The 14,973-nt window shown below is 72.0% G+C and carries 11 protein-coding genes and 1 pseudogene; 4 read left to right on the top strand and 8 right to left on the bottom strand.

The features are described from left to right. Nucleotides 1–257 precede the first annotated feature (257 nt). Entirely contained in the window at nucleotides 258–446 is a 189-nt protein-coding gene (locus DDQ41_RS24860; RefSeq protein WP_174720322.1) for a hypothetical protein, read from the top strand. A 46-nt stretch (nucleotides 447–492) separates the two neighbouring features. On the opposite strand, the pseudogene DDQ41_RS32090 reads toward DDQ41_RS24860, so the two are convergent. From DDQ41_RS32090 to DDQ41_RS31450, 3 genes and pseudogenes are all read right to left on the bottom strand, one after another. Then, nucleotides 493–998, bottom strand: a pseudogene (locus DDQ41_RS32090) (DUF6461 domain-containing protein); the annotation flags it as partial. A 308-nt stretch (nucleotides 999–1,306) separates the two neighbouring features. Further along, entirely contained in the window at nucleotides 1,307–1,966 is a 660-nt protein-coding gene (locus tag DDQ41_RS24850; protein WP_109296473.1) for an MSMEG_1061 family FMN-dependent PPOX-type flavoprotein, read from the bottom strand. Nucleotides 1,967–2,193: 227 nt separating this feature from the next. Next, a complete protein-coding gene (locus DDQ41_RS31450; RefSeq protein WP_162602726.1) occupies nucleotides 2,194–2,343 on the bottom strand; it encodes a hypothetical protein in 150 nt (49 codons plus the stop codon). A gap of 114 nt (nucleotides 2,344–2,457) precedes the next feature. Here DDQ41_RS31450 and DDQ41_RS24845 point away from each other — a divergent pair, with 114 nt between their 5' ends. Beyond that, complete coding sequence (locus DDQ41_RS24845) at nucleotides 2,458–3,396, top strand: phosphotransferase family protein (protein WP_162602725.1); 939 nt, start codon at nucleotides 2,458–2,460, stop codon at nucleotides 3,394–3,396. A 222-nt stretch (nucleotides 3,397–3,618) separates the two neighbouring features. Here DDQ41_RS24845 and DDQ41_RS24840 read toward each other — a convergent pair whose 3' ends face one another. After that, on the bottom strand, nucleotides 3,619–3,888 hold the full coding sequence (locus DDQ41_RS24840) for a winged helix-turn-helix domain-containing protein (protein WP_109296471.1): 270 nt from the start codon (nucleotides 3,886–3,888) through the stop codon (nucleotides 3,619–3,621). A 172-nt stretch (nucleotides 3,889–4,060) separates the two neighbouring features. Here DDQ41_RS24840 and DDQ41_RS24835 point away from each other — a divergent pair, with 172 nt between their 5' ends. Next, complete coding sequence (locus DDQ41_RS24835; RefSeq protein WP_109296470.1) at nucleotides 4,061–4,408, top strand: hypothetical protein; 348 nt, start codon at nucleotides 4,061–4,063, stop codon at nucleotides 4,406–4,408. Beyond that, nucleotides 4,409–4,975 (top strand): hypothetical protein, encoded by a 567-nt coding sequence (locus tag DDQ41_RS32655; protein WP_262508555.1) that lies wholly within the window; start codon nucleotides 4,409–4,411, stop codon nucleotides 4,973–4,975. It abuts the gene before it with no gap. Nucleotides 4,976–5,598: 623 nt separating this feature from the next. Here DDQ41_RS32655 and DDQ41_RS24825 read toward each other — a convergent pair. Genes DDQ41_RS24825 through DDQ41_RS24810 form a run of 4 tightly spaced genes read right to left on the bottom strand, consistent with a single transcriptional unit; the run spans nucleotide 5,599 to nucleotide 14,908 of the window. Further along, the gene (locus DDQ41_RS24825) at nucleotides 5,599–6,687 is read right to left on the bottom strand and encodes a DEAD/DEAH box helicase (protein WP_109296469.1); all 1,089 of its coding nucleotides are present in this window, start codon (nucleotides 6,685–6,687) and stop codon (nucleotides 5,599–5,601) included. 3 nt (nucleotides 6,688–6,690) lie between these two features. Further along, the gene (gene drmB, locus DDQ41_RS24820) at nucleotides 6,691–8,529 is read right to left on the bottom strand and encodes a DrmB family protein (protein ID WP_109296468.1); all 1,839 of its coding nucleotides are present in this window, start codon (nucleotides 8,527–8,529) and stop codon (nucleotides 6,691–6,693) included. Next, a complete protein-coding gene (locus DDQ41_RS24815; RefSeq protein ID WP_109296467.1) occupies nucleotides 8,526–11,657 on the bottom strand; it encodes a helicase-related protein in 3,132 nt (1,043 codons plus the stop codon). The genes drmB and DDQ41_RS24815 overlap by 4 nt, the downstream gene beginning before the upstream one ends. Nucleotides 11,658–11,707: 50 nt before the next feature. Beyond that, a complete protein-coding gene (locus DDQ41_RS24810; protein ID WP_109296466.1) occupies nucleotides 11,708–14,908 on the bottom strand; it encodes a sigma-70 family RNA polymerase sigma factor in 3,201 nt (1,066 codons plus the stop codon). Nucleotides 14,909–14,973: the final 65 nt, after the last annotated feature.

Below are 14,973 nucleotides of genomic sequence, written 5' to 3'. Positions count from 1 at the left end.
CTACGTGGTGGGTCATCGGAAACATGTCACCCTGGACGCAGGCGCTAGAACAGCAGGTCAGAGAGGCTTTCGGATCCCCAATGAGGGTCAGCGGGCGCCCGCAGCATCACGGCCGGGGTGCGTTGCTTCTTGAGTGATGGGTGGGTGGCTGCGGACACGCCGCGAGGGCGAGTTGTCCTTGGTAGGGGACTGTAGAACGATCGACTCTGGCCCGTAGTCGGTGGTGACGCCGAGTAGCCGCCCTTGATCATGATCTTGTGGTGGATATCAACTCCCCAATAGGGACAGTGTTTTCGGGACTTTCGGCGCCGGTCGTCGAGGACGTGGGGGACGGCAGCGACGCGGTGGTGGCCTCGGACCGGACCCGGGACGTGGCGGTGCCATGTCCGGTGTGCCGCACGCCGGCGGCGAAGGTGCACGGCTATCAACGCCGAACACCGGAGTGATGGCGATGCCGGTCAGGTGTTCCGCCAGAGCGAACGCTGCCGGGGAGGACAGATCCGTTTCCGGAGTCTCCTCATCGAGATGGAAGCCTATCCGCTCCACGACGCCGAGGAGGCCGTCGGGTTCGGTGCCCCATCGGCCCTCCGGGAACATGGGGTCGAAGGACAGGCGCAGGACCTGGTCTTCTGCCCAGAGGAACATGCCGACGCCGTTGACGTTGACGTTGACGAAGTGGGAGACCCAGCTGGCTCCGGCGGAGGCCGACAGTGCTCGGTCTTCTGTGACCCCGAGGTGCCGTTGGGCTCGATCAGCGGCGTCCAGGCTCCCACCGCAGTCATGGCCATCAGCCGACGGCCTTGCTCCTCTGGGTCGTACTGCGCGAAGGCGGCGTCGACGACTGCGGATAACCCTCGCAAGGGCTCAGCCGGTCGTCCTACTATCCGGGACATCAGCTCAGTCGGCGACAGACCCCGGACCAAGGTGAAACAGTATGCCTCGGCGATGTCTGGAAAGTCGTTCTCGAACCACGCGTGGTCCGTTCCGGTCTTCGTCATGCCGGACATCCTCGCCCCTGCGTCGGACAGCGGAGGAGGTCGGCCGCCAGCAGGGTGGGAAGCGATCACGCGCCTCGCGGGAAGCGATCTCCAAACGCTTTGCGAGTCCCTGGTCATCCCCACTCGTGAACAGCACGCAAACACCACGAGTCGGGCGAAAGATGCTGCGAGCCGAGGGAGCGAAAGGCGTCTCGGGAACCATGTGTCATGCGCCCGATCATCCACGGCGCCGCTGACAGAGGCCTTCGCGGCCTTCCCGCACCACCACGCGGCGGGGGCCGGCTCGTGTTCACCCGGAGATCGCCCCGTTACTCGTACCGGTACTTCAACGAGTCCGCCTCCGTCTGCTCGATGTCGGCGATCGTCAGCTCCGGCATCCGGAGCTGGGCCAGCGTCACCTCGGCCGAGGTCGGCTGGGCATCCGCAGGCAGCCACTGCTCCGGCTTCCAGGCCCCGCTGCGCAGCAACGACTTGGGGCAGTGCGGGTAGACCTCCTCGATCCCCAGCACCAGCGCGCTGGCCGGCGGCTTGCCCACTGCGGTCAGCTGCGCCAGTAGCTCCGGGCGGGTGGAGACGCAGGCCCGGCCATTCAGCCGCAGGGTGGTGGTTCGCCCGGGTATGACGAACAGGAGACCGGCCCGCCCGGTGGCTATGACGTTCTGCAGGGTGTCCAGTCGCTTGTTGCCGGTTGCGTCCGGTATCGCCACCGTTCGTGCGTCCAGCACGGAGACGAATCCGGCGGGGCCGCCGCGCGGCGAAACGTCGCAGTTGCCCTCGGCGTCCACGCTGGCGACCAGGACCAGTGATGAGCAGCCAATCAACCGCCGCGTCTGCTCGGTGAGTTCGTTCATCTGCTTGCGCGAGGCCGCGGCGCCGGGGAGTTCGTAGACTCGGCGCAGCGCTTCCCGGTCGGGCACGGCGTCGAGGCGGAGCGAGTCGAATGCACTGCCGGCAAGTGATGTCGTCATCTCCGGGAGCCTACCTACGACTGATCTTGGTCGGTGGGGCCGGGACTTGGAGACGACCACGCACGGTGACCGGGGTGTGACGATCGAAGAGGCCCGTGCGGCGTCCCCCCGCGTGGCTCTTGCGGGCTGTCTCACCGATGTCCGGGCGGGTTGGCCGCGGAACTCGCTTCGCTCTGGACGGCGCGACGGGAGTCCGGGCGTCAAGGGCGACCGCCGGCGTTCGGTCGTCAGCAGTCCTCGCCTGTCAATACGGCGCCCAGGCGGATGACGCCACCGTCGGGCGGGTAGCCGGGCGTCGGCTCCTGGGTGCAGATCTTCGAGTCGCGCTCATCGTCGACCTCGCGGTCCTGACCGCTGCTGTCCGTGACCGTTGCCACGGATGCCGTGGCTCGGCGGCTCCGCTTCTTGTTCCACGTGGGACGATGCCAGAGGCGGCCGGCCCAACGGGTGATCGCCGAGCAGGATCGGAACTCCCGGAAGAATGCGGGCTGATGCACCTCCCCACCCATGACGAAGCGGCCCGTCTCGTGCGCCGCTGGATCCGGGGAGCCGACCCCCGGCCGCTCGGCCGTGGGATGGAAGGGCTGGTCTACGAGATCGACCAGGACCGGGTCGCCAAGGTCTGGTTCGGCGAGTCGGCGACGGCCCTGCGGCGGACCCGGGCGTTCTACGACGCGCTGGCCGGTCGTCCCTTCGGGTTCGAGGTCCCGCGAATCCACGAGGTTCACGTCGTCGAGGGCCGCTGCGTCACGATCGAGCGGCGGCTCGGCGGATCCCCCCTGGCCGACCACGTGGAGAGCGGCGGTGTCACCGTCGACGAGGCGCAGTCGACGTTCCTCGATGTGCTGTCCCGGCTGGGGACGGGCGGGCCGCTGCCCGAGGGGCGGGCCATGCCGGTCATGGACGAGGAGGCTTCGCTCTACGACGCGGCCGAGGACTTCCCCATGGCCCTCCACGCGCTGGCCGAGCGTCGCGTCACCCGGTTCAGGGGTGTGCTCGAACCGGCCGTCGAGGACCTCGACAAGAAGGTGACCGCGCTGCGGGGCCGTCTGTGCGAGGTCGACAGCGGCCGGCGGTCCGTCGTCCACGGCGACCTGACTCCCGGCAACGTCCTGGTGGACGCAGCCGGTTCCCCGACCGCGGTCCTCGACTGGGGTTTCCTCACCACCGAGGGGGACCCGGTGTTCGACGCCTCGGTCGCGGCTTCGATCTTCGACATGTACGGGGAGCGCGCCCTGGAGACCGAACTCGGTCTGTACGCGCGGATCGAGGAGCGACTCGGCTGCGAGCGGGAGGCGCTCCTGGTCTACCGCGCGGCGTACGCGCTGGTCACCGCGAACGCGTACGACGCCGCCGGGGAGGACGGCCACTTCGCCTGGTGCGCGGCGGCCCTGAACCGGCCCGACATCGTACGAGCGCTGCTGGGCTGAGGCGAGTCCGGCGACGCGAAGCGGGACGCGAGCGTCGCATCCGCGAGGGGGACGGGTGGCGTGCGCTCCAGCGCGCCGCTCTCGCCTGGTGCGCGGTGCGCGACGTTCACGCTGCCTGGATACGGGATGGTGGGTGGGCCCGGGGCGGCGACGCCGAGGTTGGACGGCTGCGGAGGTAGTTCGATGCTGTAGCGCCGATCCGGGTATGCCGGAGAGGGGGATTCAGTCGGTTGGCTCGTCGTCGGTCTGGGTGTCCGGACGCGCTTGCGGTGCTCCGATGACGTAGGTCCCCTTCGCAGGCAGCGTGGCGACAAGTTCCCGCTTGCGGAGTTCCGCGACGGCCCTGCGCACAGTCCCGATGCTCACCCGGTACAGCTCCGTCATGGCCCGCTCTCCGGGTAGCGCGGCGCCCTGCGGCAACTTGCCGGACGTGATATCGGCCGCAATGGTGTCGGCGAGTTTGACGTACTCGTAGCGCGGGAGGTCGCTCATACCCACACCGTGGCGCACCCCGATGCGTCACGCAGATGCAGAACGCGTCCCGACGCGGTGAGACGCGGAGGTGTGCAGGGGGACGCAGTTAACGGTATGGTCGGGACGACGAGACCCCGGCGAGGTGGCCAGACCTCCCGGGGCACGGCCAACGCTTTCGAGGAGCGTCGACATGCACGACCTTATCCGCAGGGCAGCCGCGTGGCTGCTGGGGCTGTGGTTCGGCCCCGGCGCCGGGCGGCATCGCACCCCCGCCCGCCCGGCGCCCCCGGCACCCGCGCCGCGGACGGAGGCGATCCGTCCCGGTCCGCCTGCCGACCGTCTGCCCACCGCCCGGTCACCGTACGGCCTCGGCGTCCCGCTGGACGGCGGGGCAAGCGCCCTCGTACGCCCCTACCTCCTCGCCTGTGATCGGGAGCGCACGCTCCGGCGGCGGCGGAGGGTCACCCTCGTTCTCGCCGCCGACCTGGGCATCGAGCTCGACCGGCATGTGATCGGTGCCGAAGGGGTGACCGCCTGAATGGAGCCTTCGAAGAACCCGTCGGCGGGGTCCCCCAGGGCCTCCGCCCCCGCGCGGAAGCGGGACGCTGCGCCACTCCCCGGCCCCGACCTCGCCGTTCCCGGGCGTCTGCTGCCCTGGTCGTCCCCCGAGGGCAAACCGTGCCATCTGGTCACCGACGACCCCGGCAGCTACCTGTCGAGGTTCGCCGATGACGTGGAGGCCGAGCAACTGGCGGTGGGGAGACAGACCTTGGCGGACGCGGGGAAGGTTCTGGCCGACCCCATGTCCCCGTACGGCGAGGTCCGATACGCCGGCATCAGGCTCGCCGAGTGTCTGGCGGATGCCGTGCGGGTCGCCGAGTCCCGAGGCATGCGCCTCCCCGTCCACACCGGCCGTCCCGACGGCGGTACCGGTGACGGCAGTGGCGGCCACCGGTCCGACGAGCGCGGTGACAGGCGCGGTGACCGACGAGCCGAGCACCATGGTGATCGCGACCGCGACCGCGGTGATGACCCGGACGACGGGCCCGGGGTGCCGGCAGAGGGCGGTGTCGTGCCCACCGTGAAGGAGAGACAGGGGCGCTGACCGTTGCCCGCGGTCGCACCGAGGGGTCAGCGGTGGCCCGGGCGGCCTGGCGGGCCTGGGCGACTCGGGGCACCTGGACAGAGCGTGGCACATCACCGTTGACCGCGGATGCGGCGGGAGACGGCACACGATGGGTATCCGCACAGCAGAAAGCCGCCCTTCCAGCCCGGATGTCATGCCGGCCGGGAGGGCGGCTTTCTGTCGCTGACGACACGTCAGCAAGTAGGCCGCACGTGCGTCACGTGCGTCAGACATGCGTGAGACATGCGTCAGACATCGCCCGTAACGCATGCAACGCAGACTCGACAAAGCCGCAGTTCAGCAGCCCTTCTCGGCGCGCTCCAGGATCGCCACTCACTCCGTCATCGTTGACACGTCGCAAGGGCGAGAAACCGCTGGTCCGACTGGGTTTGACCCCACCGTGTGCGGACTGATTCGGGTCCCGGGCGTCAAACGAGCTTCATTTTCGGCAAGATCGGATTCGGCCCGTCAGGGGTCCGGTCGAGCCCCGCGGCGCCGACCACCGGCCGAGATCAGCCCCGAACCCATCTGAGGTGCAAGAAAAGCCGCGCCTCTTCCGGCGCTGTCGCGCCTGCCCCGTACGCCACCGGTATGCCTCGGCCCTACCCGCGGACCAGCACATCGCGGGGGATCGCCTTCAGATGCGTCGGTTCCTGGTTTCCCGCATGGACGAAGTGCAGTGCGTGACGCGCCCGGGTGGCCAGCACGTAGTAGGTCATACGCAGCTCCGCCGAGGAGGGGTCCACGGCTGCGTCCGTCTCGGTGTCCGGCACCACGACGGTGTCGAACTCCAGCCCCTTCGCACTGGCCCGGTGGACGATGACGATGCCGGGGCGGGAGAGGTCGAGCGTGCGGTACCGGCCGCCGGTCGCCTGCGCCGTGTACGTCTGCGGCCTCAGCCGGGGGGCCTTGCGTTCCAGGCGCGACAGCAGATCGAACTGCGTCCGGGTCGAGTGCACCACCACTCCGACGGTGTGGCTGCGCTGCCTCTCGGCAAGCCCGATCAGCAGGTCCGTCACCGCTCCCGGGTGCGGCAGCGCATGCAGCCGAGGCAGAGGTCCGTCACGGCCGGGCAGCGCGGGCGGGTGCCTGCCGGTGTGGAACCAGGCGGCCAGCTCCGCCGTCTGCCGGGTGTTGCGGTGGTTGCCGTCGAGATCGTGGACGGAGCAGTTGCCCAGCCCCTGGGCGATCTCGTCCAGGGTGGAGCGGGATTCGGTCAGCCGCTGGCACTCGTCGGCGAACACCGTGGTGGGCGCGCCGATCATCCGGCAAAGCCGGTAGAACTCCGGTGGCAGGTCCTGCCCTTCGTCGACGACCAGGGCAACGGGGCCGTCCTCTTCGGTGAGGACCGCCCGTTCGTAGAAGGCGGGCCAGTCGAACCATCCGTCGTCGGTCCGCGGGGCGTCCGGCCCGTACCAGCGGGCGAGCCAGCCGTGCACCGTCTCGACCCCGACGTCCGCGCTGTCCAGGCAGAGCTCCGACACCAGCGGCCACAGCGACTGCCGCAGGAGGTTCGACCGGGTCAGCAGGACGGTACGGGTGCCGGTCAGGGCGAGCATCACGGCCCGCTGCGCCGCCAGGAGGCTCTTGCCGCTCCCGGGCGTCCCGTTGACCAGGTGGTTCCCGTCGAACGGCAGCCCGTCGAGCAGGGCCCGCTGGGCCGGCGTCGCATCGAGGTACGTCAGGGTCATGGCTCACTCCCGGGCGGCCGCCGCACGGGCGGCGGCCACGATCGGCTCGAAGAATCCGGGGATGCCTCCCCCGCCCACGACGAGCGCGCGGTCCAGCAGGGTGTTCCCGGTCTCGCAGCTGGTCTCGGGGAGCAGCGCGCAGGCGTGGCAGGCCGCCCGGTTGAGGTTGCCGAAGCCCTGACCGGTGTGTTCCGAGCACAGCGGATCGGCCGAGCACCAGGCGGCTGCCTCCGCCGTCCTCAGCAGCGTCTCCGCGAGCCGGGGCGGCTCCCCCTGCTGCACGAGACCGCCCAGCGTGCCCTCGGCGTCGCCGGCCGCCGTGTACACGAGGATCCCGCACTGGCCGTGTTCGGGCCGGGCGTACACCCGCTCGCGGAGACTGGCCGTGGCGTAGCCGGACTCGAAGGACAGCTGGCGCACCACCAGGTGGGCCAGGCTGTGCAGGAGTACGAATCGGGGCGGCAGTTCGGGGCCGGTCAGCGCCTGGAGCCGGTCCTTCTGGAAGGACCGGTCGAGGTCGGCCCGGAGCCCGGCCACCCTGGAGCGGACGGCGGGAAGGACTTCCCAGGCGGCGAGCTCGTCGGCGTCAAGGGTGATCAGGACGCCCTCGCCGAAGACCTCGACCGCGGGCAGCCAGCGCAGCTTGCGCGAGGTGTCGGCGGGGACGAGGGCGGCGTCCGGGGAGACCCGGCTGAAGCCGGACAGGGCGCGGACTTCGCGCAGCCGGTCGGCGAGGACGATCCGTCCCGTCCGGCGGTGCAGCCCGGCCCATGGCCCGGTCCTCTCCCCGGCGAGTCCGAGGGTGGTGCCGCGTATCGAGAAGTCGCCGGTCAGGGGCGGTTCGGCGGCGGTAAGCGCCGCCCATTCCTCACGGCGCAGGTCGGATCCCGCGGCGAGCGCGGCGTCCGCGGTGCCGGTCCGGGCCGGCGTACCGGTTCCCGTCTCCTCGGCGAGGAGCGCGTCGAGGAGGCCGTCGTCCACGCCCGTGTCCTCCTTGATCATGTCCCGGAGGACCTCCGCCCGCGGGGTCCCGGCGGTCTTGCAGAGCAGCACCCAGTACTCACTCTCGCGGACGCGTTCCGCGAGGGCCTCCTCCCCCGCGGCAGGCAGGTCGGTCTCGGGGAGGGAGAGCGCCGAGTGGACCAGCGGGTAGTAGAGGTTGCCGGCCGTACGCTGGACGACCTGCACGGGCTTGGCGCAGTCCACGGCTTCGCCCAGCCGCTGCCAGGGGTTCCTCCCGGAGCAGCGCATGCCGTGCGTGCCGAGGATGTCCAGCAGGTCCCGGGAGGCCCGGCAGCCGGGTGCCGCGCACGAGACGGACAGGGCTTCCAGGCCCGTCACGCGGTCCGCGACCCGGAACCGCAGGCGTTCGCGCGAGCCGCAGGACTGCCGGGCTGCGGCGTCGAGCCGGGCGTGCGCCCAGAACCACCAGTCGACGTCGCCGAGGTGTCCGGCGGCGCAGATCTGGACGAAGCGCATCGGGGCGAGCCGGCGCACCGGTGTGCAGGACGGGCAGCTCGGCGGGGTGCCGGGCTTCTCGTCGGCGATGCGCCACCGCACCATGCGGCGGCAGGAGCCGCAGAACAGCCAGGCCGGAAAGCGGATGTAGGGCGCGCCGGGGGCGTCGGCGCGGTCGAAGCGGTCGTCGAGCGCGGCGGGCGCCGCGAAGAAGCCGCTCACCCCGAGCCGCGCGGCCAGGCGCGGGGAGGCCACGGGCCGGCGCTGCCGCGGCCAGTCGCCGATGCCCGTCGCGACGAACGATTCGCCCTGGATGTCGAAGACCGCGCCGACCCCGAACGGCAGCACCGTCTGGGCCTGTCGTACCCGGAGCTTGCGCGTCACTGGTCGGCTCCCTTCACCGTCACCTGGCATTCGCGGTCCACGCTGCGCATGGAGTGCAGGGTGTCCCACAGCCCTCCGTGCTGTTCGAAGTTCTTCAGCAGGTTGTGCCGACCCTTGCCCTGGCCGCGGTAGTAGAGCTCCTTGCCTTCCTGCTCGGCGTTGCGTGCCGCTTCCTCCCAGGCGGCGAGGATCTCGGCCAGCTCGGTGCGGACGGCGTGCGCGGCATGCCGGTCGCTCGCCCCCGCCTTCCGTGCCAGCGTCTCGGCGAGGGCCCGAGCCTCGTCGAGCCTGGCGGGCAGTTCCCCTGCCTGGTTCTCCCCGCTGAGCCCGAGCCGGTGGCGTACGAGGATGACGAGCGCGGCATGCAGAGCCCGTCGGCGTGAGGGGAGGGACCAGGGCGTGACGCTGGTCGGTTCGACGTGACGGTACAGGGCCCGGTGGTAGGGGCCGAAGGTCTCGTAGTGAGAACGGTCCCTGGGACGGGTGGCGTTGAAGAAGGTGACGACGAGACCGGGCACATTGTGCCGGCCGACCCGGCTGGTGGCCTGGATGTATTCGGCGGTGGTCTTGGGCTGGCCCTGCATCAGCATCAGGGCGAGCCGTTTGACGTCCACGCCGACCGACAGCATGTTGGTGCAGGGCAGGAAGGACACGGCGTCCTGCTGGTCCCAGGACTTCTCCAGCCGGTCGAGCAGCAGGGGCTGTTCGGTCCGGGCGAGGTTGCTCGTCAGCTCCTGCACCTGGTGGTCGGCCAGCGGGCGCACACCCGCACCGGCGTCCAGGCCCGCGAGCTGGGCGGGGATGTCGTCCGCCGCTGCGGTGACGGTCCGGCCGAGTTCCCGCAGGCTGTGGTGGTAGGCGACCAGGGTCCAGTAGGCGTCCCGGTGTTCCTCGGGCAGTTCCCAGGCACCCTGGAGCATCGCGGCCGCGGTGGCGACGGCGGCGCGGCCCGCGGTGTGTCCCTGAGCCATCACCCCGAGGTAGCGGCGGCCGGGGCGCGAGGTGTCGGGTTCGGCGAAGTAGGAGTAGCGGGCGTCGAGACCGGCCGGCGGGAACAGTTGCACCTCCGACCCGTACAGGGCGCGCACCTGTTCGCCGGAGCGGCGAATGGTGGCGGTGGAGGCGACCACCTTCGGGCCGGTTCCGTCCGCCGTGCTGCACAGGCCGAGAATCGCGGCCTCGTAGAGGCCGACGGTCGTGCCGAGCGGCCCGGTCAGCAGGTGTAGCTCGTCCTGGATGACCAGGGAGGGCGGTCGGCAGCCGGTCTCCGCGCCGAACAGCCTTCCGGCCCGGGGCTCCCAGGCGAGCCGGGCGAATTTGTCGACGGTCCCGAGGACGAAGGTCGGCGGGTGGTCGTAGAGCTGCTGGTCGACGACGGCGACGGGCAGTTCGTCGTGGAAGACGCAGGTGTCGCGGGGGCAGAAGAAGGCGAACGAGCCGGCCTCGGCCCTGATGCCGTAGTCCGCGTGGTCGCCGGAGCGGTGCTCCGGCACGATCCGGGTCCCGCACCAGGGGCAGCGATCGAGGATGAACACGTCCTCGGGACGGGCCGCGGCCCGGATGTCCTGCGCCGCCTTCACCGCGGCGTCGTAGGAGTTGGGCGAGGTCGCCTCGCCCACCCACAGGCCGATCGTGAACGGCTCCGCCCCGAAGTGGCCGGGATCGGCCCTGCGTAGCGTCTCCAGCGCGCACACGGTGGTCGCGGCACGCTGGAACTGCTGGGTGGTCAGCAGGCTGAGGGTGTACCGGCTGAGGACGGCCGTACCACCGCCCCTCGGATCCCGCCGGCGCAGCACCATGACGAAGGCGGCGAGCAGCAGGTACGCCTCGGTCTTGCCGCCACCGGTCGGGAACCAGATGAGGTCGGTCAGGTTCCGGTCGGGGTGGCGCGGGTCGGCGACTCCGTCCAGGGCCAGCAGGAAGAACGCCAGCTGGAACGAGCGCCAGGTGGCCTCGGGGTCGGGTGCGGGGTCCGCCTGTACGGGGTCGCGGCGGGAGCGGCGCGACCCCGCCTGGTCGCGGGCGGAGTGCCTCATCTGCAGGGCCATGGCGAGGTTGGCGGCGCGGAAGGCGTCCAGCAGTTCCGGGCAGCCGGGGTCGCAGAGGGTGCGGACCCCGGATTCCATGCGGGCCACGGCGGCACCGATCCGCTTGAGCACCCGTTCGGCGGCGGCGCGGCCCCATTCCGGCACCTCGGTGCGCAGCTGCTGCTCGTACCAGTCGCGGTAGCCGGTGGTGAACTCCGTGAGCTCCCTGCGGAGCTGTGCCACGGGCAGCGCCGGGTCGGCCAGGTGCAGCACGTTGAGGACGGGTGCGCCGACGAGCCCGGCCGGCCTGGTCGCGGGCACCTCGGTTTCCGGCAGCACCGCCGCGCGCAGCCCGGTGACGGTCCCGCCGTCGCGTTCCTCCTCGACGGAGCACCCGTGACCGACGGCGTGGGTGCGGACGTGCCGGTACTGGAGCCTCAGCTCCTGTTCCTCGGGGTCCCGGCTGGCCAGCCGGACGCTGGGGTACTGGAGTACCCGGCCCTCGCAGGGCCGTACGCCGAGGCCGACCTGGAAGAGCATCCGTTCCCACTGGGCCGCGCGGCCGAGGGCCGGTTCGGTACGGGCGGCGTTCACCAGGGCGACGGTGACCAGCTGCCCGGCGCCGAGGGGCCGTCGGCGCAGCCGCAGTTCGGCCCGCCCGTCGAGGACCGGGACGGGTACGGGGACAACTTCCTGGTCCGGTCCGACGCGGTGCGTCTCGTCCTGGAGCGGGATCCGCTGCCAGCGGCGTCCGTGCTCGCCGTCCGCCGGCAGCGTCCGGTAGCGGGCACCGCCGCAGCTGATCTCCAGAGTGGGGCTGTCGGTGTAGAAGCTCAGGCCGAGGGAGGACGGCAGCCAGGCGTTCGACTCCGGTACGGGGTCGTCCGCCGGGTCGGTGTCGGCGGCCGCGCCCTCGGTTCCGATGCCGTCTCCGTCCTCGGCCGCCAGCGTGAGCTGCCTTTGCAGGTCCGCGTCCTGGGGGTAGAGGGTCCCCATCAGGTACTGGCGGTCGGGTGGCCCGTCGAGGATCTCGTCCTCGCCCAGGACCGGGCCGACGAGCTGGCGGTTGAGGTAGTCGACGAGTTCTTGTCTGGGGTCCATGGGTCCTCGGGAGATGGCTCGGACGGTGGTGGCGGGCGGCGCACGGGCGATCAGCCGCGGCCCCGCATGTCGCGCGGGGTCCCGCGCTCGGGCGCCGTGGTGAGGGCCGCGATCTGGGCTTCCAGTTCGGCGACCAGTCGGTGGGCGTCACGCGCGGCGGTTTCGGTCTCCGCGATGCGCTGCGCCGCCCAACGCTCTACGGCCTCGGTCGCGGCGCCTGCGTCGTCCTCGGCCTCCCGCAGTGCCGCCTCCCGCTGGGCGACCGCGAATCGCGCCCCCCGGAGCTGCTCCTCCAAGGAGCCGATCTGTGACAGGTGCTGCCTGGCGGATTCCCGCGCCCGCTCTTCGGCCCGTGCGGCACGCTCCTCGGCCTCCCGCAGTCCCGCCATGAGCGCGGCGGTCTGCGTCTGATGCTCCGCGCGCTCGCGCCGCAGCCGGGCTTCGGCTTCTTCGCGGAGCCCGGCCGAGCGGGCGTCGGCCTCCCTGCGCAGTGACCGTTCCTGCCGTTGCAGGGCCCGGTCGACCCGCCCGAGGTACGCGGCCTCCAGCTCGTCGAGCCGGCGCTCGACCTCGGCGTCCAGGGCCGCGTTCCACTCCGCGGCAGTGTGTCCGGGACGCTGTCCCCGCGCCGCGGCCGCCAGGACGGGAGCGGAAGGGACTACCGTGCTTCCCGCGGATACGCCTGCCCGCTCCGGTTCCGCCACCGCCCCGGCCGCCGCTGCGGGCTCTGTCCCGGTCCCCGCAGGCCTCTCCTCAGGCCTCTCCGCAGGCCTCTCCGCCGTGGCGGCTCCCTCCGGGGCGGCCGGACCGGTCGCGGCGGCGGACGCCGCCGGGGCCACCGGCTCCTTCGTGAACTCACGCAGGGCATCGCGGACGGCGAGGCGGGATTCCCGGTGGACCAGGGGGCGTTGGGCCAGGTAGAACCTCGGCGACACCCCATTCAGCGCCTGGAAGGACCGGTCGAGGAAGTCCGCAGGGCGCATGCCGGAGTCCTTGAGCGAGTCGAACACCTTCTGCAGCACTTCGAGGGCGGCGACCACGGGACGGTCCAGCGTGCCCCGCCGTTTCAGCACCGCCACCACGTCGTCGGCCGCGGGCCGCCCCAGCACGTGGGCCAGTTCCTCGTGGCCGAGGGCCAGCAACACGTACTCGGAGAGCCAGGCCACGCTCCCGGAGAACTGCACCGGGATGGCCAGCGCCCGCTCCCAGTCAGGAGCGTACGGCCCTCGCGGTAAGCCGGCCTGGAGGGGAGCGGGAGCGGCCACGTGAGCCGGAGCGGGCGCGCTCGGGGAAGCAGGTGGGGGAGCCGACGCAGACGCGGCCACCGGCTCGGCCGCGGGAGCAGGGTCGGACACCGGCGCGGGCACGGCCGCCGGCGCGGGCTCGGGAACAGGCTCGGGCGCGGGCGCGGGCTCGGGAACGGGCTCGGGCGCGGGAACGGGCTCGGGAACGGGCTCGGGCGCAGCCTGCGGCGCACCAGCACCCGCACCCGCACCCGCGCTCGGCCCAGCCTCCGACCGTGTGGCATCCGGCCGCACCACCGGGTCCTGCCCGGCGACGGATTCGGCCCCGGTACCCGGCTGCCCGGCCTGGGCGGCACCGGCAGCGTGGGCGAATCGGGCCACGCGGGCGGCACGGGCCGTCTGGACAGCGCGGGCGGCACGGGCCGCCCGCTGCGTGCGCGTGGCGCGCTTGCGCGGCTTCGGGTCGGGCGGCTCCCTGTGCCCGGGACCGAAGCCGGCCTCCAGCAGCATCTGCCGCAGCGTCTCGAACGCCTTCATTTCCACCTGGCGGATGCGCTCACGCGTGACGTCGAACTCCCTGCCCAGGTCCTCCAGGGTCGACCGCTCCCCGTCGTCCAGCCCTGTCCGGCGCAGCAGGATCCTGGCCTCCCGCTCGCCGAACCGTTCCAGGAATGACAGCAGGTACGCACGGTGCATCTGCTCCATGGCCAGCCGCTCGGCCGAGGGCAGCGGACGGTCAAGGGCGACGAGGTCGCCCAGGTGGGCGCCATCCGCGACGATCCGGTCCAGGGAGTCCGTGCGGCGGCTCAGCAGCAGGATCCCCTCCACGCGGTGCACGGGCATGTCGCACACCACGGCCAGGTCGGCCGGGCGCGCGGGCCGGCCCTGCGACTGGAGCGTCCGCTCGGTCATGGCGACCTTGCGCATCTTCTCGTGCATGTGGACGGGGATGCGGATGACGGCCCCTTCGTCGGCGACGGCCCGGGTGAGTCCCTGCCGGATCCACCAGGTGGCGTACGTGGAGAACTTGTAGCCCTGGGTCGGGTCGAACTTCACCGCCGCCCTCATCAGGGCCCGGGCCCCGTGCTGGAACAGGTCCTCGTAGTCGAGCCCCTGCTCCAGGTACTTGGGAACGATGCTGCGGACCAGCCGCTGGTTGTGGACGACGAAGCAGTTCCGCGCCCTGACCCGGATGTCGGTGGCGGGCAGCGCGGCGATCTCCGCCTCCGTCACCGGCCGGCCGATCCCCTCTGCTCCACCCCGTACCAGCGCTCCGAGTCCCACCTCTTCGGCTGCCGACAGAAGACGGCTCTCCGGCCGCCGGATGAAGCGGCTCTCGTCAAGAAGGGCACGGGCGGCCTCGACGGCCCGGCTCACGTCACCGACCGCGGGCGGCGAAACGGCCGGCAGGAAGGGCTCCGCGTCCTCCGCGTCCTCCGCGTCCTCCGGGCCGTCCGCGTCCTCCGGGCCGGCTGTCGGCACGGACACCTCGGACAGCGGCACGCTCGGCGCCGGCCGGACGGCAGCCTCATCCCTCGGCCCGGGTACGACGCTTCCGGCGGCAGTCCGCGCCGGCGGCCGGGGCGACACCCTGGCGCGCAGCGTCCGCTCCTCCTCCGGCGTCAGCCCGCACAGGCGCGCGACGCCGGCGACCGTCTCGGCACCCACGCTCCCCCGGCCGCCCTGGTAGCGGCCCAGGAGGCCGTGTGCCAGGTCCACCCGGCCCGCGGCCGGCGACGGCTGCGGCTGCGGTGCAACCTTCCGGGTGTCCCGCCGGTCCTTGCTGATGTGTTCCGCTTCCCCCCGGACCCCCAGCCCCAGGCGGGCCAGCTCGTCGCGGAGTCGGTCCTGCTCCCCCTGCACCAGCCCGAGCCTGTCCACGCTCAGGAGGAACTGCCGCTCGGAGACCACACCCGACACGGCGGCGCGCATCAGTTCGCCGTACAGCTCACGAAGGGCGGCCCGGAGTTCGGCGGCACTGCGTTCACCTCGGCCCTCTGCCTTCACGGCGTCCCTCCCTCGCCCTGCTCCCGGGAAAACGCTAGGACCAACCTGTTTACATTGTCAACGTG

It is taken from the genome of Streptomyces spongiicola (genome assembly GCF_003122365.1).
GTDB lineage: Bacteria > Actinomycetota > Actinomycetes > Streptomycetales > Streptomycetaceae > Streptomyces > Streptomyces spongiicola.
Note: the sequence above shows the minus strand (reverse complement) of the source record. Positions and strands in the feature narration are given on the sequence as shown.

What these genes read in the sequence shown, in the direction of transcription:
- DDQ41_RS24850 (WP_109296473.1), bottom strand. Translation starts at nt 1,966, where the DNA reads ATGACGACATCACTTGCCGGCAGTGCATTCGACTCGCTCCGCCTCGAC.
- DDQ41_RS24835 (WP_109296470.1), top strand. Translation starts at nt 4,061, where the DNA reads ATGCACGACCTTATCCGCAGGGCAGCCGCGTGGCTGCTGGGGCTGTGG.
- DDQ41_RS24840 (WP_109296471.1), bottom strand. Translation starts at nt 3,888, where the DNA reads ATGAGCGACCTCCCGCGCTACGAGTACGTCAAACTCGCCGACACCATT.
- DDQ41_RS24845 (WP_162602725.1), top strand. Translation starts at nt 2,458, where the DNA reads ATGCACCTCCCCACCCATGACGAAGCGGCCCGTCTCGTGCGCCGCTGG.
- DDQ41_RS24815 (WP_109296467.1), bottom strand. Translation starts at nt 11,657, where the DNA reads ATGGACCCCAGACAAGAACTCGTCGACTACCTCAACCGCCAGCTCGTC.
- DDQ41_RS24825 (WP_109296469.1), bottom strand. Translation starts at nt 6,687, where the DNA reads ATGACCCTGACGTACCTCGATGCGACGCCGGCCCAGCGGGCCCTGCTC.
- DDQ41_RS32655 (WP_262508555.1), top strand. Translation starts at nt 4,409, where the DNA reads ATGGAGCCTTCGAAGAACCCGTCGGCGGGGTCCCCCAGGGCCTCCGCC.